Source organism: Streptomyces sp. NPDC030798 (assembly GCF_055572275.1).
The window spans coordinates 612394-636043 of record NZ_JBVIDR010000002.1; the positions used below are offsets into that span (position 1 = coordinate 612394).

The following is a 23650-nucleotide window of genomic DNA, read 5'->3' on the forward strand; positions in this document are numbered from 1 at the left end:
GGTGTACGCCGGTCGGGGCGCGGCCAGGTCACGCCCCGACCGGCGTACGGTTCAGGGTCGGAGCAGCACCTTGCCCACCTTGGGATCACCGGCCCCCACCAGCTCGATGGCCTGGGGGAACTCGGTCAGCGGCAGTTCGTGCGTGACCAGGGGCAGCGGATCCAGCAGCCCGGCGCCGAACACTCGCACGGTGTGCGACCAGGCGGCCGGCGGCGCGCCGAAGACCGTGTACACCTCCAGTTGCCGTATGACGAGATCGGTGGGGTCGAGCCCGGCGGCGCCCGGCGCCGGAATGCCCGTCAGGACCAGGCGGCCACCGCGCCGGAGCAGGGAGGTGGCCGTGCGCGCGGCGGACGCGGACCCGGCGGTCTCGATCACGGCGTCGAAGTCGCCCGGGAGTTGCCCGTCCTTCAGCCGGAAGTCGGTCGCCCCGAACCGCCGGGCGAGCGCCTCCCGGTCGCTCCGGGCGCCCACCACCAGCAGTTCCGCCGGCGAGACCGCCTTCAGGAACTGCACGGCGAGCATCCCGAGCGTGCCCGTGCCGACCACCGCGACCCGCTCGCCCGGCCAGGCCCCGGACTTCAGGGTGGCGGCCGCGATGCAGGCGGCCGGCTCCAGCAGGGCGGCCGCGGTCAGGTCGGCCTCGTCCGGCAGCGGGTGCAGCAGCCGGGCCGGCAGGGTGAGCGTGCCGGCCATGGCGCCCGGCTGGGTGAACCCGGTCTCGTCGTACCCCGCGCTGCACAGCGTGGTCTCACCCGCGTGACAGCGGTCGCACACCTGGCAGTTGCGGAACCCCTCGCCGACGACCTTGCGGCCGACCAGCGAGGTGGGCACCCCGGCGCCCACGCTCCGCACGGTCCCGGACCACTCGTGGCCCGGCGTGACGGGGTAGCGGACGTACCCCTCCGGCCGGTTGCCCTGGTACACCTCGCGGTCGCTGCCGCAGATGCCCACCGCGTGGATGGCGATGAGCGCCTCGCCCGGACCGGGATCCCGAGGAATGTGCTCCTCGATCCGGTGGGCGCCCGGCGCCTCGATCAGGACCTGTGAACTCACTTGGTGCCCTTTGGCTTGCGCTGCTCCCAGCCCTCGGCCCACAGGTCGAACCGCGCCTGCTGCTGCGGGAACTCGGCAGCGGCGTCCGTGTCCAGCTCGACGCCCAGGCCGGGCTTGTCGGAGAGGTGGAAGTAGCCGTCGACGACCTCCGGCGCGCCCTTGACGACCTTCTTGATCTCCGCGTCCGCGAAGTCGTTGAAGTGCTCGAGGATCTTGAAGTTCGGGGAGGTGAAGCCCACCTGCAGCGAGGCGGCGGTGAGCACCGAACCGCCCACGTTGTGCGGGGCCACCAGCATGTAGTGGGTCTCGGCGGTGGCGGCGAGCTTGCGGGTCTCCCAGATGCCACCGATGTGGCCGACGTCCGGCTGGATGATGTCCACGGCCTGGCTGTCGAACAGCTCGCGGAACTCGATCCGGTCGTGGATGCGCTCACCGGTGGCGACCGGGATGTCGACCTTGGCGGCGATCTTCTCCAGCGCCTTCAGGTTCTCCGGCGGGCACGGCTCCTCCAGCCAGGCCGGCTGGAACGGGGCCATCTCCTTGGCCAGCCGCACGGCGGTGGCGGGGGAGAAGCGGCCGTGCATCTCCAGCATCAGCTCGGCGTCGGGGCCGATGGCGTCCCGGACGGCCTCGATCAGGGAGACGGCGTACAGCGTCTGGTCGTGGTCCAGTTCGAAGTGCCCGGTGCCGAAGGGGTCGATCTTGAGGGCCTTGTAGCCGCGCTCCACGACCTGCTGGGCGGCCTTGTGGTAGGCGTCCGGGGTGCGCTCGGTGGTGTACCAGCCGTTGGCGTACGCCTTGACCCTGTCGGTGACCTTGCCGCCGAGCAGCTGCCACACCGGCACGCCGAGGGCCTTGCCCTTGATGTCCCAGCAGGCCATCTCGACGATCGCGATGCCCGACATGACGATCTCACCCGCACGGCCGTAGTCGCCGTACTTCATCCGGCGCACGAGATCCTCGACAGCGAACGGGTCGGAGCCGAGAATGTGATTGGCCTCGGCCTCTCGCAGATAGCCGATCAGCGCGTCGGTGTGCCCGAGCATCCGGGTCTCGCCCACACCGGTGATCCCCTCATCGGTGTGCACCTGGACGTACGTCAGGTTGCGCCAGGGCGTCCCGACCACGTGAGTGCTGATTCCGGTGATGCGCACGGCTGTTGCCCCTCAAGCTCTGTTCGAGATTTCGTCACTCGTTCGAAATGCTGGCGTGACAGTAAAGACGGGGCGGCGGGGGTGTCAATGGGTCGAACAGGTAACGGTTTCGACAAGGCTTTCGAGAACCTTTTCGGTCCCCCACCAAACCTTCACATGGGCCCCTACGAACGTTACCGGCCGGCAACTAGTCTTCCCGCGTCATGGACTACTGCCACCCGTGCCAACGGCACCTCAACGGCGCCCTGGCCTGTCCCGGGTGCGGCTCACCGGTCGCGCACGCGCACGGGTACGGCTACGCGCACGAGGGCGGCGGTGTCCAGGAGTACGCGGAGCAGCCCGGACACCTCCAGGCGGGTGCCTACGCGGGCCACACGGGCCCCATCGGCCACGGGGCCGGCGCGCAGGCCGTCGGCTACGCCTCGGGGCCCCCTGCGGACGGCTACGAGGCCCAGAGCGGGTACGCCGCTCACGGGGGCCACCCCGCGCACAGCGTGTACGACGCGCACGCCGAGTACGGCGCGCGGGGCCCGCACGACATGCACGCCGGCTACGACGCGCCGAGTGAGCACGGCATGCACGCCGGTTACGACGCGCCGAGTGAGCACGGCACGCACGCCGGTTACGACGCGCCCAGTGAGCACGGCACGCACGCCGGGTACGGCGCCGGCGCGCCCGCGACCGAGTACGACACGCCGGGGGAGTACGCCTCCGGCGGAGAGGACGACACGCCCGCCGGCCTCGGCGCCCGCGACGAGGCGGACGCCTCCCACGACCCGCACGCCTCCCGGCATCCGCACGCCTCCGACGACCGCGACTCCGATGCCCCGGAGCCCGGGGAGGACGACCCCGGTGCCGACGAGCCCGTCGGCCGGGCCGCCCGGCGGCGCGGGCGTGGCGGTGCCGTCGGCATGCCGGACGCCGGTCCCGACGCCGTCGACACCGGCCGGCGGGACCGCAAGGCCGCCGCCCACCGGCGTCGCCGGCGCCGTACCGTCTTCATCGCCGCCGGGCTGGCGCTGGCCGCCGGCGGCCTCAGCATCGCCGAACTGGGCACGGACGCCCCCTTCTCCCCCTTCGGCGGTGACACACCGGCCGCCTCCGACGACACCGCCGCGGACGGCGGACCCTCCTCCGCCTCCCCGGGCCGGACGGCGGCCCCGCTCGACGACGCCTCGCACGGCACGACGAACCCCGGCGCCTCCGCCTCGGCCGCCCCCTCGGCCTCCGCCTCCGCCTCGAAGTCCCCGAAGGACAAGGCCTCCAAGTCCCCCTCTGCCTCGGCCCGGTCGGCGCAGTCGGCCACCACGGGCGCGGGGTCGCCGACGTCGGCCCCCGCGGCCCCGGCCACCTCCGCGCCGGCGGCCACCCCGACGAGCGCACCGACGACCTCCGACCCCACCCCGGCGCCGACCCCCACCAAGACCTGCGACCGATTCCTGTGGTGGTGCACGTAGGCGCACCGGCCGCCTCACCGGCGCGGTCCGCCGCGCCGCCGTCCCTGCGCCGCCCCTGTACCACCCCGTGCCCTCGGCCGTCCGGGGTATCGGTGACACCAACCCGCCGCGGTGACGGTTGAGTCGGACGGGTACGTCCCGCCGTACACGATCACGGGAACGCCCGACGGCGAAAACGGGCGTTTGCACAGGGGGAGCAGCGGAACGCGGCTCAGTTGAGGAGTACGGATGACGCAGGGGACCACCGTCCACGGCACAGTCAGCGAGGGCTACGAGGCGGTGCGCGAGGCGTTCGCCGCCTTCGTCGCGGAGGAACGGGACGACTACGAGGGCCAGTTGTGCGCCCATGTGCACGGCCGCAGAGTGGTCGACCTGTGGGCGGGCGAGGGCGCCGGCGCGGATTCGCTGTACGCCGTGTTCTCCTCCACCAAGGGCGCCGCCCATCTGGTCGTGGCCCTGCTGGTGCAGGACGGCACACTGGAACTGGACCGTAAAGTCACCTACTACTGGCCGGAATTCGCCGCCGAGGGCAAGGGCGGCCTGACCCTGCGCGACCTGCTCGCGCACCGCGCCGGACTGATCGGCGCGGACACCGGGTTCAGCGCGGCGGAGCTGGCCGACGACCGGGTGATGGCCGAACGCCTCGCCGACCAGCGTCCGTTCTGGCGGCCGGGCACCGCCTTCGGCTACCACGCCCTGGTGATCGGCGCGCTGACCGGCGAGGTCGTCCGGCGCGCGACGGGCCGTACGATCCAGGAACTGCACGAGGAGCGCGTGCGCGCCCCGTACGGCCTGGACTTCCACCTGGGCCTGCCGGTCTCCCGCGAGCCCCGCTTCCGCACCGTCCAGCCGATGCTGCCGACCCCCGCCCAGCAGGCGGTGCTCGACACGCAGCCGAGCGGCCCGCACACCCTCGCCTCGATCGCCTTCAACGGCCATGTGCCCGAGCCGACCGACCTGGTGACGCTGCCGAACGAGCGCTACGTGCGGGCCAAGGGCCCCGCCTCGTACGGCGGTGTCGCCTCGGCGCGCGGTCTGGCGGGGCTGTACGCGGCGATGATCAGCGAGGTCGACGGCAAGGCGCCGCTGCTGAAGGAGGACACGGTCGCGGAGTTCGGCCAGCTGCACTCCGTCGGGTACGACCTGGTGGCCCGCGCGCACAAGGCGTACGGTCTCGGCTTCCAGGCCACCGCCGACACCTGGCACCCGTTCCTGGGCGCCGGCACGATCGGCCACAGCGGGGCCGCCGGGTCCCAGGCCTTCGCGGACCCGCGCAGCGGCCTGGCCTACGGCTACACGCGTCGGCGATTGGCCTACCCGGGCGGTTCTGCGCCGGAGAACGACCGGCTCGCGGCGGCCGTGCACCGGGCGGCGCTCGCCCACCGACGCTGACGTCCCCGCATGCAGAAGCCGCACCCCACGTCCAAGGGTGCGGCCTCCGCCCTGCGCAACGACCGTGGTCAGACCAGCGTCACGGTGATGTTGCCGCGAGTCGCCTTCGAATAGGGGCACACCTGGTGGGCCTTCTCGATCAGGCTCCGCGCGGTGGCCGCGTCCACGCCCGGGATGTCCGCGGAGATCTCCACGATGATCCCGAACCCGTCCTCGTTCCTGCCGATCCCGACCTTCGCCGTGACGGTCGACCCCGACACGTCGGCGCCCTCCTGGCGGGCGACCACGCCGAGCGCGCCCTGGAAGCAGGCGCTGTACCCGGCGGCGAAGAGCTGCTCGGGATTGGTGCCGGCGCCGCTGCCGCCCATCTCCTTGGGCGGATTCACGACGACGTCGAGCCGGCCGTCGTCGGTCGCGACACGGCCGTCGCGGCCGTTCTCGGCGGTGGCGACCGCCGTGTACAGGACGTCGGAGTGCTGGATGGGCATGCGGTGTCTTCCTCCTCGGTGCCGCCGCGACTCGCGCCCACGATCTACGACGGTTTCGGAAAGAAGTTACCGCATGCCGGAAGCGGGCGGTAGGTGTGGGCGGTTACGTTCCGTTACAGCTTGACGATCATCTTGCCGGTGTTGTCGCCGCGCAGGACCCCGAGGAACGCCTCCAGGTTGTTCTCGATGCCCTCGACGACCGTCTCGCGGTACTTCAGCGCGCCCGAGGCGACCCAGGGGCCGACCTCCTGGACGAACTGGGGCTGCAGGTCGTAGTGGTCGCCGACCAGGAAGCCCTCGATGCGGCCGCGGGTCTGGATGAGACGGGCGAGGTTCCTCGGGCCGGGGGCGGGCTCGGTGTTGTTGTAGACCGAGATCATGCCGCAGACCGCGATCCGGCCGCCCTGGTTCAGGGACCCGATGGCCGCCTCGAGGTGGTCGCCGCCGACGTTGTCGAAGTAGACGTCGATGCCGTCGGGGGCGGCGTCCCGCAACTGCTCGCTCACCGGGCCGTTGCGGTAGTTGAACGCGGCGTCGAAGCCGTACTCCTCGACCAGCAGCTTCACCTTCTCGTCGGACCCGGCCGAGCCGATGACCCGCGAGGCGCCCTTGAGCTTGGCGATCTGCCCCACCTGGCTGCCCACGGCGCCCGCCGCCCCGGAGACGAACACGCTGTCGCCCTCCTTGAAGGAGGCGGTGCGCAGCAGGCCGGCGTACGCGGTCAGGCCGGTCATGCCGAGGACGCCGAGGTAGGTCGACAGGGGCGCGGCCTCGGCGTCGACCTTGACGGCGTTCTTCGCGTCCACGGCCGCGTACTCGCGCCAGCCGAAGAAGTGGAGCACGTGGTCGCCGACCGCGATGCCCTCCGCGTTGGAGGCGACGACCTCGCCGACCGCGCCGCCCTGCATGACCTTGCCCAGCTCGAACGGGGCGACGTAGGACTTGGCCGCCGACATCCGGCCGCGCATGTACGGGTCCACCGAGAGGTACTTGTTCCGCACCAGCACCTGACCCTCGCCCGGGGTCGGCACGGGCGCCTCGACCAGGGCGAAGTCCTCGGGCTTCGGCCAGCCGACGGGACGGCTGAGCAGGTGCCACTCGCGGTTGATCATGACAGGACCTTCCAGTTGCTCATTTACTTCAGTTTCTGAAACAACCGTGCACCTGAATATTTCAGCCTGTCAAGTAAGCGCGCTATCCTGAGCTCATGGCCACACCTCAGAAGACCCGTCCGGACGCCCTCACCCTGGAGGTCGTCGAGCTCATCGGCGAGGTGGTCGCCCGCTACCACGCGGACTACGAGGAGGCCGCCGCCGGGCATTCCCTGACCGGAGCCCAGGCGAAGCTGCTCAGCCTGCTGTCGCTCGATCCGCTGCCGATGCGCAAGCTCGCGCAGAAGCTGAAGTGCGAGCCGTCCAACGTGACCGGCATCGTGGACCGCCTGGAGTCCCGGGGCCTGGTCGAGCGCCGCCCCGACCCCGCCGACCGCCGGGTGAAGGTGGCCGCCGCCACGGACGAGGGCCGCCGCGTGGCCCGCGAACTGCGCGACGGCCTGCGCTTCGCCCGCGAACCCCTGGTCGGTCTGTCCGAGGACGAGCGGCTGGTGCTGCGCGATCTGCTGCGGCGGATGCTCGACGCCTGAGAACCGCCGGTAAAGTTTTCGCCATGCGTGATCTTGGGGTGGGATTCCGACATCTTCTGCGCGGCCAGCGCTGGGTGGCCCGGCACGGCCGGAGCTACGGCTTCGGACTGCTGCCCGGCCTGATCACGCTGGTCCTCTACACGGCCGCGCTGGTCGCCCTCGCGCTGTGGGGCGAGGACGCGGTCGCCTGGGCGACACCGTTCGCCGACGACTGGTCGAGCCCCTGGCAGGGCCTGTTCCGCGGCTTCCTGACAGCCGTCCTGTTCGCCCTCGGCCTGCTGCTCGCCGTCCTCACCTTCACGGCCGTCACCCTGCTGATCGGCCAGCCCTTCTACGAGAGCCTCTCCGAGCAGGTCGACGCCGACCTCTCGCCCGACGGCACCGCTCCCCGGTCGGGCCTGCCGCTGTGGCGCGAGCTGTGGATCTCGGCCCGCGACAGCCTGCGCATCCTGGTCCGGGCGGCGCTGTGGGGCGTGCTGCTCTTCGCCCTCGGCTTCCTGCCCGTCGTCGGCCAGACCGCCGTACCGGTGATCGGCTTCTTCGTCACCGGCTTCTTCCTCACCGAGGAACTGGCCGCCGTCGCCCTGCAGCGCCGCGGCGTCGAACTGCGCGCCCGCCTCGCCCTGCTGCGCTCCCGCAAGACCCTCGTCTGGGGCTTCGGCGTCCCCCTCGGCCTGGCCTTCCTGGTCCCGTTCGTCGCGGTGTTCCTGATGCCGGGCGCGGTCGCGGGCGCCACCCTCCTCGCCCGCGACCTGCTGGGGGAGGAGAACGCGGCCGACGACGACGCCCCGGAGGACGGCGGGGACGTCCAGCCGGCCCCGGCAGTACCGCCGCACCGGCACGACGGGTGATACTGCCCGGCGTGAAGACAGCGAAGGCCGTGAACCTGGGCGTCATCTTCCTTCTGGAACTCGGCGTCCTCGCAGCGGTCCTCCGCTGGGGCAGCACCCGCATGGGACTGCTCGCCGTCTTCGCGTCCGGCGGCCTCGCCTGGCTGTGGTCGCTGTTCGGATCACCGCGCGCCAGGTTCCCGCTCCGCGGTGCCGCGCGCGTCGCCTTCGAAGTGCTCTGGTTCGGCACCGGAGTCGCCGCCCTGTACGCCGTCGGCGCCTACGCCTGGGCCCTCGTCCTCGCCCTGGTCTGCCTGGCGAGCAAGTCCCTCGCGTACGCCTGGGACCGGTGAGCCTCACTCCACCGGCCCGCCAGCAGCCACAGCAAGTCCCGCCCCCGCCCGTGTCCGTCTGTGCGACACCGGCCTTCGAGGTGCAGGACGAGAAGGGGAACGCGTGGGTGTGTGTGAAGGGTTCGTACGAGATCGCGGCGGGCCGCTCGATCGGCGACCGAAGACTGGCGGCCCCGATTAAGGTCTGATCCGGGACAAGTCCCCCACGAGCAGCCCCGGCCCGGGACCTGACCCCTGGGCCGGGGCTCGTGCGCGGCGGCGGGAGCGTCTAGCGCACCGCGAAGCCGTACACCGTCGCGGAGCGGAACACCTCGCCCGGCCGCAGGACCGTGCTCGGGAACTCGGGGCGGTGGGGGGAGTCCGGGAAGTGCTGGGTCTCCAGGGCGACGCCGGCGCCGGGGGCGAAGGGGTCGGACAGGTGGTCGGCGCTGTAGAACTGGAGGCCGGGCTCGGTCGTGGCCACGGTGAGGACGCGGCCGGACGCGGGGTCGTACAGCTCGGCGACCTCCTCGGCCACCGCCGTCACGCCCTTGTCCAGCACGAAGTTGTGGTCGTAGCCGGAGCCCGTCCGGCGCGGCGTACGGAAGTCGAAGCGGGAACCGGTCACGTCCTCCAGGGCGCCGGTCGGGATCAGGTCCGCGTCCACCGGGGTGTACCGGGAGGCGGCGAGCCGCAGCTCGTGCCCGGCCGTGTCGCCGGAGCCGCTCAGGTTCCAGTACGTGTGGTTGGTGAGGTTGACGACCGTGGGCGCGTCGGTGACGGCCTCGTAGGCGATCCGCAGCGCGCCTGACGCCTCGAGCGTGTACGTGGCCGACACCTCCAGCCGGCCCGGGAACCCCTCCTCGCCGTGCGGACTGACCCGGCTCAGCCGCAGCCCGTGCTCGACCGGCTCCGCCTCCCACACCCGCTTGTCGAACCCGAGTGAGCCGCCGTGCAGTGAGTTCGTCCCGTCGTTCTGCGCGAGGACGTACGTGCACCCGTCCAGCGGGAAGCGGCCGCCCGCGATGCGGTTGGCGTACCGGCCGACCAGAGCGCCCAGATACGGCTCCGGGTGCGCGAGGTAGCCGTCCAGCCCGGGGAACCCCAGCACCACGTCCGTCCGGCCACCGTCCCGGTCCGGTACCTCGACGGACTGCACGATGCCGCCGTACGACAGCACGCGCACCCGCACCCCGCCGCGCTCCAGGGTCCAGCGGTGCACCGGAGTCCCGTCGGAAAGTGTGCCGAAAAGTTCACTCATGTGAGAAACCCTAGGTCACGGCTTCTCGGCGGTGACAGTGCGGTAGGCGATCTCGGCCAGCCTGGCCTGGCCGCTGCGGCTCGGGTGGAACCAGTCCCACTGGCTGAGCTGGGCCGTGCCGAAGCGGTAGTCGAACACCGCGTTGCCGTCGAAGCGGCAGCGGCGGTCCTTGGCGCACACCTCCTTCAGCACCGCGTTGTACGCCTCCACGCGCTGCTGCACCGTGTCCCGCCGCACCACGGCCGCGCTGCTCAGATCGTCGGCGTCGGCCAGCATCGACGGGCAGATGCCCAGCTTCCACACCTGCTTGCCCAGCGGGCTGGTCCGGCCCTGCGACCACAGCCGCTTCAGATTCGGCACGCTCGCGACGTACACCTGCGTCTTCGGCAGCGCCCCCCGCAGCCTGCCCAGCGCCTCCTCGAACTCCGCGCGGAAGTCCGCCACCGGCGTCATCGCGGAGGCGGACGAGCGGCAGGCGTCGTTGGCCCCCACCATCACCGTCACCAGCGCGGGCCTGCGCGCCACCGCCCGGGTGACCTGCCCCGCCAGGTCGGACATCCGGGCGCCGGTCTGCGCGTAGTTCCAGCTGTGCCGCGCCGCCCCCGCCGCGCCCAGCAGCCGCACCGCCAGGCTGTCGACCTGGGCGTCGCTGCCCGTCGCCCACGACACCTGGGGACAGTCGGAGAGCACGTTGCAGGCGTCGAAGCCGCGGGTGATGGAGTCGCCGACCGCGGCGATCGAGTCCGGGCTGCGGTCCCACACCGGAGCCGGCCGGGCCGGCGGCCGCGAGGCGCTGTCCCCGGAGCCCTTCCTGCCCTCGGGGCCGCCTCCGCCGAAGGCGTCACAGCCCGCCGTGGCCAGCACGGCCGTCACCACGACCGCAAGGGCGGCCCGCGCGCGGTGCCTTCGCTTCCGCATCCTCGGCTGTTCCCCTCGTTCGACGGTGGAGTGCTCCCTCTATGACAACGCGCGGGAGTTCCCCGCCGGTGACCTGGGAACGGCGCACCCCCGTACAAGCGTCCCCCTGGGTGAATGACGGGGGTTTCCTGGCGCCTGGACCGACGGTACGTCACACTCCTTGCGCCGCCGCAGGGTAGCCTCGCCATCAACGCGGCCGTCGCGCCACTGCCGCCCCGCCAGTCCGCAAGATGTCCCGCTCTGCCCGGAGGTTCCGGTGACGACACGTGGAGTTCTGTACGTGCACTCCGCGCCGCGCGCGCTGTGCCCGCACGTCGAGTGGGCCGTCGCCGGGGTGCTGGGCACCCGAGTCAGCCTGGACTGGATCCGCCAGCCCGCCGCTCCCGGCACTTGGCGCTCGGAGTTCTCCTGGCAGGGCGAGGCGGGCACCGCCTCCAAGCTCGCCTCGGCCCTGCGAGGCTGGCACCTCCTGCGCTTCGAGGTCACCGCCGAGCCCTGCCCCACCGCCGAGGGCGAACGCTACAGCTGCACCCCCGACCTCGGCATCTTCCACGCAGTCACCGGCCTGCACGGCGACATCCTCATCCCCGAGGACCGCCTGCGCGCCGCGCTGACCCGGTCCCAGCGCGACGAGACGGACCTGGAGGCCGAGATCGCCAAGCTCCTGGGCAAGCCCTGGGACGACGAGCTGGAGCCGTTCCGCTACGCGGGCGAGGGCGCACCGGTCCGCTGGCTCCACCAGGTGGTCTGAGCACCCGGACATGACGGAGGGCCCTCACCCGCGGGTGAGGGCCCTCCGTCATGTCTCAGATGGTCCGGAACGCCAGAACCACGTTGTGCCCGCCGAACCCGAACGAGTCGTTCAGCGCGGCGATCCGCCCCTCGGGCAGCTGACGGGCCTCGCCGGTCACGACATCCGCGTCGACCTCGGGGTCGAGGTTCTCCACGTTGATGGTCGGCGGGGCCGTCCGGTTCACCAGCGCCAGGATCGACGCCACGGTCTCGATACCGCCCGCACCACCGAGCAGATGACCCGTCATCGACTTGGTCGCCGAGATCGCCATGTGGTCGACGTCGTCGCCGAACACCTTGCGCAGCGCCTTCACCTCCGCCACGTCACCCTGCGGGGTGGACGTCGCGTGCGCGTTCACGTGCACGATCTCCGCCGGCTTCAGGTCGGTGCTGTCGATCAGGTTCTGCAGCGCCTGCGCGATCCCGTTGCCGGACGGCTCCGGCTGCGTGATGTGGTGGGCGTCGGCCGAGATGCCCTGGCCGACCGCCTCGACGTAGATCCGGGCGCCGCGCGCCTTCGCGTGCTCCTCGGACTCCAGGACGATCACACCGGCGCCCTCGCCGAGGACGAAGCCGTCACGGCCGGAGTCGTAGGGACGCGACGCGCCCTGGGGGTCGTCGTTGTTCTTGGACATCGCCATCATGTTGCCGAACGCGGCGATGGGAAGCGGGTGGATGGCGGCCTCGGTGCCACCGGCCACGACCACGTCCGCACGCCCGGTGCGGATCATCTCGATCGCGTACCCGATGGCCTCCGCGCCCGAGGCGCAGGCCGACACCGGGGTGTGCACACCGGCCCGCGCGCCCAGCTCGATGCCGACGTTGGCCGCCGGGGAGTTGGGCATCAGCATCGGCACGGTGTGCGGGGAGACGCGGCGTACGCCCTTCTCCCTGAGCACGTCGTACTGGTCCAGGAGCGTCGTCACGCCACCGATGCCGGAGGCGATGACCGCACCGAGACGGTCGGGGTTCACGGACTGGTCCTCACCGGCCTTGGCGGTGAAACCGGCGTCCTTCCAGGCCTCCTGAGCGGCGATCAGCGCGAACTGCGCCGAGCGGTCCAGCTTGCGGGCCTGCGGCCGGGGGATGATCTCACCCGGCTCGACGGCGATCTGCGCGGCGATGCGGACCGGCAGGTCGGCCGCCCACTCCTGCTCCAGGAGGCTCACGCCGGACGTGCCGGCGACGAGGGCCTCCCAGAACGAAGCTGCGTCGCCACCCAGCGGTGTGGTTGCGCCGATACCGGTGACGACCACGGTGCGATTGGTCGGGCTCACGGGAATTCTTTCTCCAACGGATGCGGGATTCTACGGCGCCACCGCCGGGTGGCGGGGCCTTGCGGCCTTGGGCCTAGGAGATGGCTCAGGCCTGGTGCTTCAGGATGTAGTCGGTGGCGTCACCGACGGTCTTGAGGTTCTTGACGTCCTCGTCCGGGATCTTCACGTCGAAGCGCTCCTCGGCGGCGACGACGACCTCGACCATGGACAGCGAGTCCACGTCCAGGTCGTCGGTGAAGGACTTGTCCAGCTGGACGTCCTCGGTGGGGATCCCGGCGATCTCGTTCACGATCTCGGCGAGACCGGCGACGATCTCTTCCTGAGTGGCGGCCATGTCAGGCGCTCCTTCTTCGATATTCCAGACGGTTGGTGGCAGTGTGCACCGTGCCGGACGCAAGATCCGGCACGGAGTGCCTAGGGGAGGGTAACGACCGTGGCGGCGTAGACGAGACCCGCCCCGAATCCGATGACGAGCGCGGTGTCGCCGCTCTTCGCCTCGCCGGTCGCCAGAAGCCGCTCCATCGCGAGCGGAATCGAGGCGGCCGAGGTGTTGCCGGTGGTGCGGATGTCACGGGCGACCGTGACGTGCTCCGGCAGCTTCAGCGTCTTCACCATCGAGTCGATGATCCGCACATTGGCCTGGTGCGGGATGAAGACGTCCAGGTCGTCCGGGCTGATCCCGGCCGCGTCCAGCGCCTGCTGGGCGACCTTCGCCATCTCGAACACGGCCCAGCGGAACACCGCCTGGCCCTCCTGCGTGATCGCAGGGAACTTGACGTTGCCCTCGCTGTCCACGGGCAGCTCGGACAGGTCACCGATCCTGAACCGGTCCCAGGACACGGTCTGCTTGATGGTCTGGGCCTTGTCGCCCTCCGAGCCCCAGACGGTCGGGCCGATCGCCGGCTCCCGGGACGGGCCGACCACCACCGCGCCGGCGCCGTCGCCGAACAGGAAGGCCGTCGCACGGTCCTCCAGGTCGGTCAGGTCGCTGAGCCGCTCCACGCCGATGACGAGCACGTACTCGGCGGAACCTTCCACCACCATGCCCTTGGCGAGGGTCAGGCCGTAGCCGAAGCCCGCGCAGCCCGCCGAGATGTCGAACGCGGCGGCCTTGTCGGTGCCCAGCTTGTCGGCGATCTCCGTGGCGACCGCCGGGGTCTGGCTGAAGTGCGAGACGGTCGAGACGACCACGGCGCCGATCTGCTCCGCGCCGATGCCCGCGTCGGCGATCGCCTTGCCGGCGGCCTCGACGGACATCGCGGCGACGGTCTCCTCGGGACCGGCCCAGTGCCGGGTCTCGATGCCGGAGCGCGAACGGATCCACTCGTCGGACGAGTCGATCTTCTCGAGGATCACCTCGTTGGGCACGACCCGGGTCGGCCGGTAGCCGCCGACACCGAGGATGCGCGCGTACGGGGCGCCCTTGCTGGGCCTGATCTTCGACATGTTCGTACGGCTCCTTAGGCGTCAGGCGTGGACGTGTTCGGCGATCAGCTCGCGGGCCGCGTCGAGGTCGTCGGGGGTCTTCAGGGCCAGCGTCTTGACGCCGGGCAGGGCGCGCTTGGCGAGACCGGTGAGGGTGCCACCCGGGCAGACCTCGATGAGCGCGGTGGCACCCAGCTCCTTGAACGTCTCCATGCACAGGTCCCAGCGGACCGGGTTGGCGACCTGGCCGACGAGCCGCTCGAGCACCTCGGAGCCGGCGGTGACGCTGCGGCCGTCCTTGTTGGAGACGTAAGGCACCTTCGGGTCGGCGGGCGCCAGCTCGGCGGCGGCCTTGGCCAGCGCCTCGACGGCGGGCGCCATGTGGTGCGTGTGGAAGGCACCGGCGACCTTCAGCGGGACGACCTTGCGGACGCCCTCGGGCTTGTCCTCGTTCAGCGCGGCGAGCTGCTCCAGTGTGCCGGCGGCCACGATCTGGCCCGCGCCGTTGATGTTCGCCGGGGTCAGGCCCAGCTTCTGCAGGTGCGCGACGGACGTCTCCGGGTCGCCGCCGAGCAGCGCCGACATGCCGGTCTCGGTGATCGCGGCGGCGTCGGCCATGGCCAGACCCCGCTTGCGGACGAGGGCCAGCGCCGCGGTGTCGTTCAGGACGCCCGCGAAGGCGGCGGCGGTGATCTCGCCGACGCTGTGGCCGGCGACCGCGCCCGGGGCGATCTGCGACATGTCACCCAGTGCCGCGGCGGACAGGATCCCGGCGGCGACCAGCAGCGGCTGGGCCACCGCGGTGTCACGGATGGCGTCCGCGTCGGCCTGGGTGCCGTAGTGCACCAGGTCCAGTCCGATGGCGTCCGACCACGTGGCGACGCGGTCCGCGGCACCGGGCAGTTCGAGCCAGGGAGTCAGGAAGCCGGGCGTCTGGGCGCCCTGGCCGGGAGCGACGAGTACGAGCACTCTCACACTCTCTCTTGGGGACGGGCACGGCCGCCCGTGGGGACAAGGACGAAGAACACGAGGGGCTTTTGTGGGCCCCCGACAAAACGTCAGGGCTGGAGGTCTCCATCGGCGAGACGCCCCAGGATCAGCGCGATCCGCAGTGTGAACGCGGATCGTACATCCGATGGCGACCAGCCGGTGACGTCTGTCACACGTCGGAGCCGGTAGCGCACGGTGTTCGGGTGAACGAAGAGCATCCGCGCCGCGCCTTCCAGGCTGCTGGCCTGTTCCAGGTAGACACTCAGGGTCTCCAGGAGTGCGGAGCCTGCCTCCTCCAGTGGTCTGTAGATCTCCTCCACCAGTTGCTCGCGTGCGCTCGGATCGCCCGCGATGGCCCGCTCCGGCAGCAGATCGTCCGCCAGCACCGGGCGGGGGGCGTCCTGCCAGGCAGAGCACGCCTTGAGGCCAGCGGCGGCGGCCTGCGCGGACCGCGTGGCGGCCAGCAGATCGGACACGACGGGCCCGGCGACGACCGGTCCGGCCGCGTAGGGCCCGATCAGCGACTTGGCGACGGCGAGCGGATTCGGGTTGCCCCCGGCGATCACCACGAGCCGGTCCCCGAGGACGCCCGTGAGCACCTGCAGCTTGGCGTGCCGGGCGGCCCGCCGGATGGCCTCCACGGTCAGCTCGCTGTCCCCGTCCGGCGCCGTGCCGAGGACGACGCACACGTGCTCCGGGGCGTTCCAGCCCAGCGCGGCGGCCCGGCTGACGGCGCCCTCGTCGGCCTCCCCGCTGAGCACGGCGTTGACCACGAGCGACTCCAGCCGGGCGTCCCAGGCACCGCGTGCCTCGGCGGCCTGGGCGTACACCTGGGCGGTGGCGAAGGCGATCTCCCGCGCGTACACCAGCAGCGCCTCGCGCAGCACGCTCTCGTCGCCCGGGGCGGCCACCTCGTCGATGGCGCTCTCCATGACCTCGATGGTGGTGCGCACCATCTCCACGGTCTGGCGCAGCGTGATGGCCCGGGTCAGCTCACGGGGAGCGGTGCCGAACACGTCGGTGGAGATCGCCTGCGGGGCGTCGGGGTGCCGGAACCACTCGGTGAACGCGGCGATGCCCGCCTGGGCGACGAGCCCGATCCAGGAACGGTTCTCCGGGGGCATGGCCCGGTACCACGGCAGGGTCTCGTCCATGCGCGCGATGGCCTGAGCGGCGAGCGACCCGGAGGACTTCTCCAGCCGCTTCAGCGTCGCGGAGTGCGGGTGGACGGCGTGTGCTGCGTGTTCGCTGTGGCGGGATTCGGGTTCGGGCACGGGGACAAGACTGCCTTATCGGGACGGGGCCGTGTGCCGCCGGGGTCGGGGGAGGGCTGCGCCGGGCTCGCGTGCGCGGTCTACGGTGGTGCCCGTGATGGACGTACGGCGCGCCGGCGAGCGCTACCCAGGAGGGGATCCCGAGGCCGGGATCGACACCCGCCACGCCTTCTCCTTCGGGCCGCACTACGACCCGGACAACCTGCGCTTCGGTGCGGTGATCGCCTGCAACGAGGAGCGGCTCGCGCCGGGCGCCGGGTTCGACGAACACCCGCACAGCCGCACGGAGATCGTCACCTGGGTGATCGAGGGCGAGCTGACGCACCGGGACTCCACGGGCCACGAGACCGTGGTCCGCGCCGGTGACGTCCAGCACCTCGCCGCGGCGTCGGGCGTCCGCCACGTGGAACGCAACGCCGGCCCGCTCCCGCTGACCTTCCTGCAGATGTGGCTGGCCCCGCTCACCCCCGGCGGCGACCCCTCCTACGAGATCGTCCGGGGCATCGCCGACTCGACCCCGTACGCCGTCCCCGCCTCCGGCGCGATGCTCCACGTACGCCGCCTGGCCCCGGGCGAGCGCACGGCGATCCCCGACGCGGCGTACCTGTACGTCCACGTCGTCCGAGGAGAGCTGGAACTGGAGGGCCAGGCCCTGGGCCCGGGCGACTCCGCCCGCATCACGGCGTCACGGGGCCTGGAGGCGGCAGCGGCGACCCCGGCGGAACTCCTGCTGTGGGAGATGACGGGCTAGCCGCACCCGGCCACGGGCACCGGCCGGGCTCAGCCGCGCAGCTCCCCCAGCACCGCGTCCGTGAACGCCGGCCACGCCTCGACCGCCCACGGTCCGAAGGCCCGGTCGGTCAGGGCCACGCCTGCCGCGCCCGCATCGGGGTCGACCCACAGGAACGTGCCGGACTGGCCGAAGTGCCCGAACGTACGGGGCGAGGACGAACTTCCCGTCCAGTGCGGCGACTTGGAGTTCCGGATCTCGAACCCGAGCCCCCAGTCGTTCGGGTTCTGGTGCCCGTACCCCGGCAGCACCCCCTTCGTCCCCGGATACTGCACGCTCATCGCCTCCGCCACCGTCCGCGGATCCAGCAGCCGCGGCGCCTGCACCTCCGCGGCGAACCGCAGCAGGTCCGAGACGGTGGACACGCCGTCCTTCGCCGGGGAGCCCTCCAGCGACGTGGACGTCATCCCCAGCGGCTCCAGCACCGCCTGCCGCAGATACTCGGCGAACGGAATGTCCGTCGCCTTGGCGACGTGGTCCCCGAGCTGCTCGAACCCCGCGTTGGAGTACAGCCGCCGCTCCCCGGCCGGCGCCGTCACCCGGTGCTCGTCGAACGCCAGCCCCGAGGTGTGCGCGAGCAGATGCCGCACCGTGGACCCGGGCGGCCCGGCCGGCTCGTCCAGCTCCACGGCCCCCTCCTCGTACGCGACGAGCACCGCGTACGCCGCCAGCGGCTTGGTCACCGAGGCCAGCGGAAAACGGTGCCCGACGGGTCCGTGGGTCCCCGGGACCGTTCCGTCGGCCCGTACGACCCCCGCGGCGGCGGTGGGCACCGGCCAGTTCTCGATCAACGCCAGACTCTGCAACGACATGCCGCGAGCCTAATCCGGGCTCACAGCTGCAACCGCATCGAGGGGTCCGGCTTGCGCACGAAGCCCAGCGACGCGTAGAGCGGCTCCGCCTCGGCGGACGCGTTGAGGTCGACCTGGGCGGCGCCCCGCCGGCGGAACCACTCCAGCAGCTCCGCCATGCACGCGCGCGCGTACCCCCGCCGCCGTGCGCCGGGATCGGTGGCGACGCTGAACACGTACCCCACCCGGCCGTGCGGGTTCCCGGCCCGCCCGATCCGGTACTCCAGCGTCCCCGCGACCATCGCGGCCAGCGCCTGCGGCCGCTCCGGGTGGTCCACGACGAAGGCCGCGAAGTCCCCGTCGGCCTCGGTGAGCCGGGCCCGCAGGATCGGCAGGGACTCCGGGTGCCAGTCCACCGGCCCGCCCGGACCGTCCGGTCCGAACACCGAGTCGATCATCACCTGGCGCAGCCGCAGCAGTTCCCCGGCGTCCTCGGGCCGGGCCCGTCGTACAAGACTCATGTCCCGCACGCTAACCACGACCGCCCGGCGCCGTCCTGGGGATTTCTTGACGGATTCCGCTTGCTTGGAGTGCACTCCAAGGCCATAGCGTGGGGAACATGACGGTGATGCAGACCACGCCAGCGGCCCCGGAGCAAGCCACCCCCGCCGACATCTGCTCCGCCCCACCCCGGCGCCATCCCCGCCCCGACGGCCAGGACCGCTACACGATCAGCGAGGTCGTCGCCTTCACCGGCCTGACCGCGCACACCCTGCGCTGGTACGAGCGCATCGGCCTGATGCCGCACGTGGACCGCTCCCACACCGGCCAGCGCCGCTACAGCAACCGCGACCTGGACTGGCTGGACTTCGTCACCAAGCTGCGGCTGACGGGCATGCCGGTGGCGGACATGGTCCGGTACGCCGAGCTGGTCAGGGAGGGCGACCACACGTTCGCCGAGCGCCGCGAGCTGCTGGAATCCACCCGCCGGGACGTCCTGAACCGCATCGCGGAACTGCACGACACCCTCTCGGTGCTGGACCGGAAGATCAGCTTCTACGGCCGGGAGCGGTGACACCCCGGCCGCCCGCTACAACTCGGCCAGCAACTCGGCCTTCTTGGACGAGAACTCCTCGTCCGTCACCAGCCCGGCCCGGTGCAACTCGCCCAGGTGACGGATCCGTTCGGCGATGTCCGCGGGGTCCCGACGCGACGGGGCCGGTACCACCGGTACCGGCCCCCGGGTCCGCACCGCCGCCAGCACGGCAGCGGCGAACGGCAGCGACTCGTGCACCGGCCCGTACCCCAGCCCGAACACCACCGCCGCCGGATCCTGGTCGGGCTGCAGGGCTCCCGTCGCCGAGGCGGAGCGCCGCAGCAGGCGCAGATGCCCCTCGAAGACCTCCGGGGAGCGCCACTCCACCCCGCTGAGGTCGCCGACCGCGAAGCTCTGGTCGCCCGCCTTCCACTTCGCCGAGGACGCCCCCGTCCAGGACCAGCGGAACTGCACGGAGGTCCCGTCGAAGGACGCCTTCCCGTCGTACGCCTTGAACTGCAGCGGCGTCTCGGGCGGGGACACCAGGTACCGCTCGGCGGGCTCCGACCCGGTCCCGGTCAGCAGCTCCTTCAGTTCGTCGGCGTAGTACTCGGCGAGCGTCGAGCGCTCGGCCGGCAGGACCAGCCGGTACGGGTCGGCGTTCTCGCTCAGTTGCCCGGCCGCCGCCTCCATCAGTGGATCGGCCCCCGGCCGCGGGCGCAGCCGCAGCGCCACCGTGCCGCGCTTGCCCGGGGTGAGGGTCACGCCCTCCACCGCGGACAGCGGTATGCGTCGTTCGCCCAGCGCCTGGAACAGCTTCGGAGTCCGGATCCCCCGTTCGTAACGGATGAGCACGGAGTCGGACTCGAACTCCCATACGGCATGAAAACCCGCCAGTACGTCACCCATGCGGCTCATCGTATGCGGCACGTGCTCCTCCGTCGCCACCCGCGCAGACCGCACTTCCTGCTGTTTCTACGCGCGTCCGGCCGTCGTCGTGTCGGTCAGACCGGCCCGGCACGCGTCGTTCTCGCGGGCGCAGGTCACGTTGTCGTACGCCCCCACCGCCACGTCGGCGAGGTTGCGCAGGCTGTCGGTGCCCGGCTGGAAGTAGCCGGCGTGCCCCTGGGCGTCGTGCGCCGAGAGCACCCGGGAGCCGAAGCCCGAGGACACCGGGTCCGCGCCGTGCCCGAGGCCGCCGAGCTCCAGGTAGGGCACGTCCTGCACCCAGTCGGTGGCGTCCCGCATCGCCCAGAGCCGGGCCGAGGTGCCCAGGTGGGCGGCGCTGGGGACGCGCATGCCGGGGCTCGCGGCCACCGCTATGTCGCTCACCCGGCGGGGCATGCCGTGGGCCGCGACCCCGCAGACCACGGAGCCGTAGCTGTGGCAGACCGCCGACACCGGCGCCCGGCCGGGCAGCGCGCGCAGCAGCGCGTTCAGCCGTACGGCGCCCTCCTCGGCGCGCAGGCCCGTGGCCGCGTCGACGCCCAGCCCGTCCGGCGCGGTGTAGTCGGCCCAGGCGATCACGGCCGTGCGCGTCGTGGGACGGGCCGCCCGCTCGGCCGTGTAGAGCGCCTTGGCCATGCCGACCGGGGCGCTGTACGGGCGGTAGCTCTTCTCGAAGGTGAGCAGGTCGGTGTCGACGCCGGGGACGACGACGGAGATCCGCTCGGCCCTGGTGAGGTTCCCGAACACCTCCGCGACCCGCCCGGAGCCCGCCGGGTCGAAGGCGAGGATGTGCCGGCCGCGCTGCATCAGCGCCTCGTAGCGCTCGACGCGGCGGCCCGCGTCCTGCTGGCCGGCCGTGCTGAGCCGGCTGTCGTGCATCCGCTTCTTCTCCACCCGGCGCGCCTGCTCCAGCGCGAGATGGTTGGCGCGGTAGCGCAGGGCCACCGGGGCGCCGTTCATGTTGCCGACCGCGAGCGGGTAGCGGTGGGCGAGGCGCTCGCGGTCGTGCTCACCGATCGAGGTGAAGAAGCGCGCGAGCCGCGCGGGGGAGGCCTTGGGGTCCGGCAGATGCCGGCCGTGCAGGCGGCCGTGCTTCCACTTGTCGAGCGAGGCCTGCAGGGCCGTCGCCTCCCGGTGGCTGTGCAGGGCGGTCCAGCCGGTTGTGGCGAGCATCACGAACACGACGGACAGCGCCAGCATCGCGCGCCAGACGTTGAGTTGCGGGGAGGAGTCGAAGGAAGTCACTGGGAGGACACACTAGGAGAACGAGAGGGTCTCGCGGTAACCGAGTGACAGGGATCACGTTTCGGCAACGGTCGAACGATCCCGGAACGACCTCACCCGGTACGCCAGTTCCCGGTGAGTGCCGATCCCACCTGATCGAGGTAGGACGCGGTGAGTTGACGGATCGCCACCAGACTGAAGTCGTCGCCCGTGCTCCACTGCCGCTCGGTGACCCTCATCACCCCGCCGAACACGGCCACGGCCAGCCGCGGCCGGGGGTCCGCGTCCACGTCCACGCCCTCCCGCTCGGCGAGCAGCCGCGCGATGGTCTCCTCCGTCGCCGCCGAGCGCCGCAGGTGCGCGGCGAGCAGTGCGGGGGTGGACTCGATCGTCCGGTACATCCGCAGATACAGCTCGACCGGGACCGCCGACTCCACGGTCTCCCGGATCGCGTCCCAGCCCTGCAGCACCGCCTGCCGCAGCGCCTCCATCGGCGCCTCGCCGGCCGGGCGCTCCCGTACGGCCGCCACGAAGCGGGCCTCGGTCATGTCCTGGACGGCGAAGGCCGCGTCCTCCTTGCCGGCGAAGTAGCGGAAGAAGGTGCGCTGGGAGACCTCGCAGGCCTCGGCGATCTCGTCGACGGTCGTCTGCTCGTAGCCCTGGGTGGTGAACAGTTCGAGAGCGGCCCGCAGCAGCGCCTCCCGGGTACGCCGCTTCTTGCGCTCGCGCAGCGTCTCCATGCCCTCTTCTCCGCTTCCTGTGAATGTTTCGCCAGCTCAGCCTATGCGCCCATGACCTGTCAGTCACCGACTTGTGAACCCGATCGTCAAGTGTCAGTGGCTGTCACTATCCTCGAACGCATGACTAGTCAGACCACCGTCGACACCACTGGCCCGGGGGACAGGGCGCCCGCGGCGCCGTCGGAGCCGGCCCCGGCCACCGGCCTGCGCGGCCACCCGTGGCTCACCCTCATCACCGTTGCCGTAGGCGTCATGATGGTGGCCCTGGACGGCACCATCGTGGCCATCGCCAACCCGGCCATCCAGAAGGACCTCGGCGCCACCTTCGCCCAGGTGCAGTGGATCACCAACGGCTACTTCCTGGCGCTCGCGGTCTCCCTGATCACCGCCGGCAAGCTCGGCGACCGCTTCGGCCACCGGCAGACCTTCCTGATAGGCGTGACCGGCTTCGCCGCCGCCTCCGGGGCCATCGGACTGTCCGACAGCATCGCGCTCGTCGTCACCTTCCGCGTCTTCCAGGGCCTGTTCGGCGCGCTGCTGATGCCGGCCGCGCTGGGCCTGCTGCGGGCGACCTTCCCGGCCGAGAAACTCAACATGGCCATCGGCATCTGGGGCATGGTCATCGGCGCCTCCACCGCGGGCGGCCCGATCCTCGGCGGCGTCCTGGTCGAGCACGTCAACTGGCAGTCGGTGTTCTTCATCAACGTGCCGGTGGGTGTGCTCGCCCTCGTCCTCGGCCTGCTGATCCTGCGGGACCACCGTGCCGAGAACGCTCCGCGCTCCTTCGACGTCCTCGGCATCGCCTTGCTGTCGGGTGCCATGTTCTGCCTGGTGTGGGCCCTGATCAAGGCGCCCGCCTGGGGTTGGGGCGACGGGCGGACCTGGGCCTTCATCGCCGCCTCCGTGCTCGGCTTCGCCCTGTTCTCCTTCTGGGAGACGAAGGTGAGGGAGCCGCTGATCCCGCTGCGGCTCTTCCGCTCGGTCCCGCTGTCCGCGGGCGTCGTCCTGATGGTCCTCATGGCCATCGCCTTCATGGGCGGCCTGTTCTTCGTCACCTTCTACCTGCAGAACGTGCACGGCATGAGCCCGATCGACGCCGGTCTGCACCTGCTGCCGCTCACCGGCATGATGATCGTCGGCTCCCCGCTCGCGGGCGCGATGATCACCAAGCTGGGCCCGCGCATCCCGCTGGCGGGCGGCATGACGGCCACCGCGGTCGCCATGTACGGCATGTCGACGCTCGAGGCCGACACCGGCAGCGGGCCGATGTCCCTCTGGTTCGCCCTGCTCGGCCTCGGTCTCGCGCCGGTCATGGTCGGCGCGACCGAGGTCATCGTCGGCAACGCGCCCATGGAGCTGTCCGGGGTGGCCGGCGGTCTCCAGCAGGCGGCCATGCAGATCGGCGGCAGCCTCGGTACGGCCGTGCTGGGCGCCGTGATGGCCTCCAAGGTGGACAGCGACCTCGCGGACAACTGGAAGGGAGCCGGTCTGCCTCCGCTCACGGCGCAGCAGGCGGCCCAGGCCTCCGAGGCGGTGCAGGTCGGCGTCGCCCCGGTACCGAAGGGCACGCCGGAGGCGATCGCCGCGAAGATCACCGGCGTCGCCCACGACACCTTCATCTCCGGCATGAGCCTCGCCTCGCTGGTCGCGGCGGGCGTGGCGGCGGTCGCCATCTTCGTCGCGCTGCTCACCAAGCGGGGCGAGAACGCGGAGGCGGGCGCGGGCGTGGGCCACATCTGACCCACGTTTCCTGGCCCATTCGGCGTTTCATGCGGTACATGCGTTTCATGCCGATTCCGGGCGAAGTTCCCCTATCAGGGTGACTCCGCTAAA

General features: G+C 71.8%; 25 protein-coding genes. 9 read left to right on the plus strand and 16 right to left on the minus strand.

Translation table 11 applies throughout. The features are described 5' to 3' along the window. Window positions 1-51: 51 nt before the first annotated feature. A complete protein-coding gene (locus ACZ404_RS07210; protein ID WP_468436757.1) occupies window positions 52-1056 on the minus strand; it encodes a zinc-dependent alcohol dehydrogenase in 1005 nt (334 codons plus the stop codon). Beyond that, complete coding sequence (locus ACZ404_RS07215; RefSeq protein WP_468436759.1) at window positions 1053-2210, minus strand: mandelate racemase/muconate lactonizing enzyme family protein; 1158 nt, start codon at window positions 2208-2210, stop codon at window positions 1053-1055. The genes ACZ404_RS07210 and ACZ404_RS07215 overlap by 4 nt, the downstream gene beginning before the upstream one ends. A gap of 203 nt (window positions 2211-2413) precedes the next feature. Here ACZ404_RS07215 and ACZ404_RS07220 point away from each other — a divergent pair, with 203 nt between their 5' ends. Both ACZ404_RS07220 and ACZ404_RS07225 read left to right on the plus strand, forming a co-directional pair. Then, window positions 2414-3667: a hypothetical protein gene (locus ACZ404_RS07220; RefSeq protein ID WP_468436761.1), complete on the plus strand. Its 1254-nt coding sequence runs from the start codon at window positions 2414-2416 to the stop codon at window positions 3665-3667. 228 nt (window positions 3668-3895) lie between these two features. After that, window positions 3896-5059 carry a serine hydrolase domain-containing protein gene (locus ACZ404_RS07225; RefSeq protein ID WP_468436763.1) on the plus strand — a complete coding sequence of 388 codons (1164 nt, stop codon included), beginning with the start codon at window positions 3896-3898 and terminating at the stop codon, window positions 5057-5059. 68 nt (window positions 5060-5127) lie between these two features. Here ACZ404_RS07225 and ACZ404_RS07230 read toward each other — a convergent pair whose 3' ends face one another. Both ACZ404_RS07230 and ACZ404_RS07235 read right to left on the minus strand, forming a co-directional pair. Then, window positions 5128-5547, minus strand: coding sequence for an organic hydroperoxide resistance protein (locus ACZ404_RS07230; protein ID WP_468436765.1), 420 nt, complete (start codon window positions 5545-5547; stop codon window positions 5128-5130). A 113-nt stretch (window positions 5548-5660) separates the two neighbouring features. Further along, window positions 5661-6659 (minus strand): NADP-dependent oxidoreductase, encoded by a 999-nt coding sequence (locus ACZ404_RS07235; RefSeq protein WP_468436767.1) that lies wholly within the window; start codon window positions 6657-6659, stop codon window positions 5661-5663. A gap of 95 nt (window positions 6660-6754) precedes the next feature. Here ACZ404_RS07235 and ACZ404_RS07240 point away from each other — a divergent pair, with 95 nt between their 5' ends. The 3 genes from ACZ404_RS07240 to ACZ404_RS07250 are packed head-to-tail and all read left to right on the plus strand — an operon-like array spanning window position 6755 to window position 8372. After that, window positions 6755-7189 carry a MarR family winged helix-turn-helix transcriptional regulator gene (locus ACZ404_RS07240; RefSeq protein ID WP_468436769.1) on the plus strand — a complete coding sequence of 145 codons (435 nt, stop codon included), beginning with the start codon at window positions 6755-6757 and terminating at the stop codon, window positions 7187-7189. Between the two features lie 23 nt (window positions 7190-7212). Beyond that, window positions 7213-8040: an EI24 domain-containing protein gene (locus ACZ404_RS07245; RefSeq protein WP_468436771.1), complete on the plus strand. Its 828-nt coding sequence runs from the start codon at window positions 7213-7215 to the stop codon at window positions 8038-8040. 11 nt (window positions 8041-8051) lie between these two features. Next, a complete protein-coding gene (locus ACZ404_RS07250) occupies window positions 8052-8372 on the plus strand; it encodes a YrdB family protein (RefSeq protein ID WP_468436773.1) in 321 nt (106 codons plus the stop codon). A 268-nt stretch (window positions 8373-8640) separates the two neighbouring features. On the opposite strand, the gene ACZ404_RS07255 is transcribed toward ACZ404_RS07250, so the two are convergent. Together ACZ404_RS07255 and ACZ404_RS07260 are read right to left on the minus strand one after the other, a co-directional pair. Beyond that, a complete protein-coding gene (locus tag ACZ404_RS07255; protein ID WP_468436775.1) occupies window positions 8641-9612 on the minus strand; it encodes an aldose epimerase family protein in 972 nt (323 codons plus the stop codon). Window positions 9613-9627: 15 nt separating this feature from the next. Further along, the gene (locus ACZ404_RS07260; RefSeq protein WP_468436777.1) at window positions 9628-10530 is read right to left on the minus strand and encodes an SGNH/GDSL hydrolase family protein; all 903 of its coding nucleotides are present in this window, start codon (window positions 10528-10530) and stop codon (window positions 9628-9630) included. A gap of 256 nt (window positions 10531-10786) precedes the next feature. Between ACZ404_RS07260 and ACZ404_RS07265 the strand changes: the two genes are divergently transcribed. Next, the gene (locus ACZ404_RS07265) at window positions 10787-11281 is read left to right on the plus strand and encodes a DUF3145 domain-containing protein (RefSeq protein ID WP_468436779.1); all 495 of its coding nucleotides are present in this window, start codon (window positions 10787-10789) and stop codon (window positions 11279-11281) included. A gap of 55 nt (window positions 11282-11336) precedes the next feature. On the opposite strand, the gene fabF is transcribed toward ACZ404_RS07265, so the two are convergent. The 5 genes from fabF to fasR form a co-directional block, all read right to left on the minus strand. After that, on the minus strand, window positions 11337-12599 hold the full coding sequence (gene fabF, locus ACZ404_RS07270; RefSeq protein ID WP_468436781.1) for a beta-ketoacyl-ACP synthase II: 1263 nt from the start codon (window positions 12597-12599) through the stop codon (window positions 11337-11339). Between the two features lie 85 nt (window positions 12600-12684). Further along, window positions 12685-12933: an acyl carrier protein gene (locus ACZ404_RS07275; RefSeq protein WP_018545314.1), complete on the minus strand. Its 249-nt coding sequence runs from the start codon at window positions 12931-12933 to the stop codon at window positions 12685-12687. 80 nt (window positions 12934-13013) lie between these two features. Further along, window positions 13014-14045, minus strand: a complete 1032-nt coding sequence (locus ACZ404_RS07280; RefSeq protein WP_468436783.1) for a beta-ketoacyl-ACP synthase 3 — start codon at window positions 14043-14045, stop codon at window positions 13014-13016. Between the two features lie 21 nt (window positions 14046-14066). Beyond that, window positions 14067-14993 carry an ACP S-malonyltransferase gene (locus ACZ404_RS07285; protein WP_468436785.1) on the minus strand — a complete coding sequence of 309 codons (927 nt, stop codon included), beginning with the start codon at window positions 14991-14993 and terminating at the stop codon, window positions 14067-14069. An 89-nt stretch (window positions 14994-15082) separates the two neighbouring features. After that, window positions 15083-16288 carry a fatty acid biosynthesis transcriptional regulator FasR gene (gene fasR, locus ACZ404_RS07290; RefSeq protein ID WP_468436787.1) on the minus strand — a complete coding sequence of 402 codons (1206 nt, stop codon included), beginning with the start codon at window positions 16286-16288 and terminating at the stop codon, window positions 15083-15085. Between the two features lie 97 nt (window positions 16289-16385). Between fasR and ACZ404_RS07295 the strand changes: the two genes are divergently transcribed. Continuing rightward, window positions 16386-17039 (plus strand): pirin family protein, encoded by a 654-nt coding sequence (locus tag ACZ404_RS07295; RefSeq protein WP_468437184.1) that lies wholly within the window; start codon window positions 16386-16388, stop codon window positions 17037-17039. Window positions 17040-17068: 29 nt separating this feature from the next. Here the strand turns inward: ACZ404_RS07295 and ACZ404_RS07300 are convergent, their stop codons facing one another. Then, window positions 17069-17890, minus strand: coding sequence for a serine hydrolase domain-containing protein (locus ACZ404_RS07300; RefSeq protein WP_468436789.1), 822 nt, complete (start codon window positions 17888-17890; stop codon window positions 17069-17071). Between the two features lie 20 nt (window positions 17891-17910). Continuing rightward, window positions 17911-18390 (minus strand): GNAT family N-acetyltransferase, encoded by a 480-nt coding sequence (locus ACZ404_RS07305; RefSeq protein WP_468436791.1) that lies wholly within the window; start codon window positions 18388-18390, stop codon window positions 17911-17913. A 98-nt stretch (window positions 18391-18488) separates the two neighbouring features. Here ACZ404_RS07305 and ACZ404_RS07310 point away from each other — a divergent pair, with 98 nt between their 5' ends. Beyond that, window positions 18489-18944 carry a MerR family transcriptional regulator gene (locus tag ACZ404_RS07310; RefSeq protein WP_468436793.1) on the plus strand — a complete coding sequence of 152 codons (456 nt, stop codon included), beginning with the start codon at window positions 18489-18491 and terminating at the stop codon, window positions 18942-18944. A 15-nt stretch (window positions 18945-18959) separates the two neighbouring features. Here the strand turns inward: ACZ404_RS07310 and ACZ404_RS07315 are convergent, their stop codons facing one another. From ACZ404_RS07315 to ACZ404_RS07325, 3 genes are all read right to left on the minus strand, one after another. Further along, window positions 18960-19814, minus strand: a complete 855-nt coding sequence (locus ACZ404_RS07315) for a DUF4429 domain-containing protein (protein ID WP_468436795.1) — start codon at window positions 19812-19814, stop codon at window positions 18960-18962. Window positions 19815-19880: 66 nt separating this feature from the next. Then, complete coding sequence (locus ACZ404_RS07320) at window positions 19881-21098, minus strand: alpha/beta hydrolase (protein WP_468436797.1); 1218 nt, start codon at window positions 21096-21098, stop codon at window positions 19881-19883. A gap of 92 nt (window positions 21099-21190) precedes the next feature. After that, entirely contained in the window at window positions 21191-21817 is a 627-nt protein-coding gene (locus ACZ404_RS07325) for a TetR family transcriptional regulator (protein WP_468436799.1), read from the minus strand. 120 nt (window positions 21818-21937) lie between these two features. On the opposite strand from ACZ404_RS07325, the gene ACZ404_RS07330 reads away from it, so the two are divergent. Next, a complete protein-coding gene (locus ACZ404_RS07330; protein ID WP_468436801.1) occupies window positions 21938-23557 on the plus strand; it encodes an MFS transporter in 1620 nt (539 codons plus the stop codon). Window positions 23558-23650: the final 93 nt, after the last annotated feature.

Coding starts and splice junctions, on each gene's coding strand:
- ACZ404_RS07220 (WP_468436761.1), top strand. CDS start 2,414: ATGGACTACTGCCACCCGTGCCAACGGCACCTCAACGGCGCCCTGGCC.
- ACZ404_RS07225 (WP_468436763.1), top strand. CDS start 3,896: ATGACGCAGGGGACCACCGTCCACGGCACAGTCAGCGAGGGCTACGAG.
- ACZ404_RS07230 (WP_468436765.1), bottom strand. CDS start 5,547: ATGCCCATCCAGCACTCCGACGTCCTGTACACGGCGGTCGCCACCGCC.
- ACZ404_RS07235 (WP_468436767.1), bottom strand. CDS start 6,659: ATGATCAACCGCGAGTGGCACCTGCTCAGCCGTCCCGTCGGCTGGCCG.
- ACZ404_RS07240 (WP_468436769.1), top strand. CDS start 6,755: ATGGCCACACCTCAGAAGACCCGTCCGGACGCCCTCACCCTGGAGGTC.
- ACZ404_RS07245 (WP_468436771.1), top strand. CDS start 7,213: ATGCGTGATCTTGGGGTGGGATTCCGACATCTTCTGCGCGGCCAGCGC.
- ACZ404_RS07255 (WP_468436775.1), bottom strand. CDS start 9,612: ATGAGTGAACTTTTCGGCACACTTTCCGACGGGACTCCGGTGCACCGC.
- ACZ404_RS07260 (WP_468436777.1), bottom strand. CDS start 10,530: ATGCGGAAGCGAAGGCACCGCGCGCGGGCCGCCCTTGCGGTCGTGGTG.
- ACZ404_RS07275 (WP_018545314.1), bottom strand. CDS start 12,933: ATGGCCGCCACTCAGGAAGAGATCGTCGCCGGTCTCGCCGAGATCGTG.
- ACZ404_RS07280 (WP_468436783.1), bottom strand. CDS start 14,045: ATGTCGAAGATCAGGCCCAGCAAGGGCGCCCCGTACGCGCGCATCCTC.
- ACZ404_RS07295 (WP_468437184.1), top strand. CDS start 16,386: ATGGACGTACGGCGCGCCGGCGAGCGCTACCCAGGAGGGGATCCCGAG.
- ACZ404_RS07300 (WP_468436789.1), bottom strand. CDS start 17,890: ATGTCGTTGCAGAGTCTGGCGTTGATCGAGAACTGGCCGGTGCCCACC.
- ACZ404_RS07305 (WP_468436791.1), bottom strand. CDS start 18,390: ATGAGTCTTGTACGACGGGCCCGGCCCGAGGACGCCGGGGAACTGCTG.
- ACZ404_RS07310 (WP_468436793.1), top strand. CDS start 18,489: ATGACGGTGATGCAGACCACGCCAGCGGCCCCGGAGCAAGCCACCCCC.
- ACZ404_RS07315 (WP_468436795.1), bottom strand. CDS start 19,814: ATGGGTGACGTACTGGCGGGTTTTCATGCCGTATGGGAGTTCGAGTCC.
- ACZ404_RS07325 (WP_468436799.1), bottom strand. CDS start 21,817: ATGGAGACGCTGCGCGAGCGCAAGAAGCGGCGTACCCGGGAGGCGCTG.
- ACZ404_RS07330 (WP_468436801.1), top strand. CDS start 21,938: ATGACTAGTCAGACCACCGTCGACACCACTGGCCCGGGGGACAGGGCG.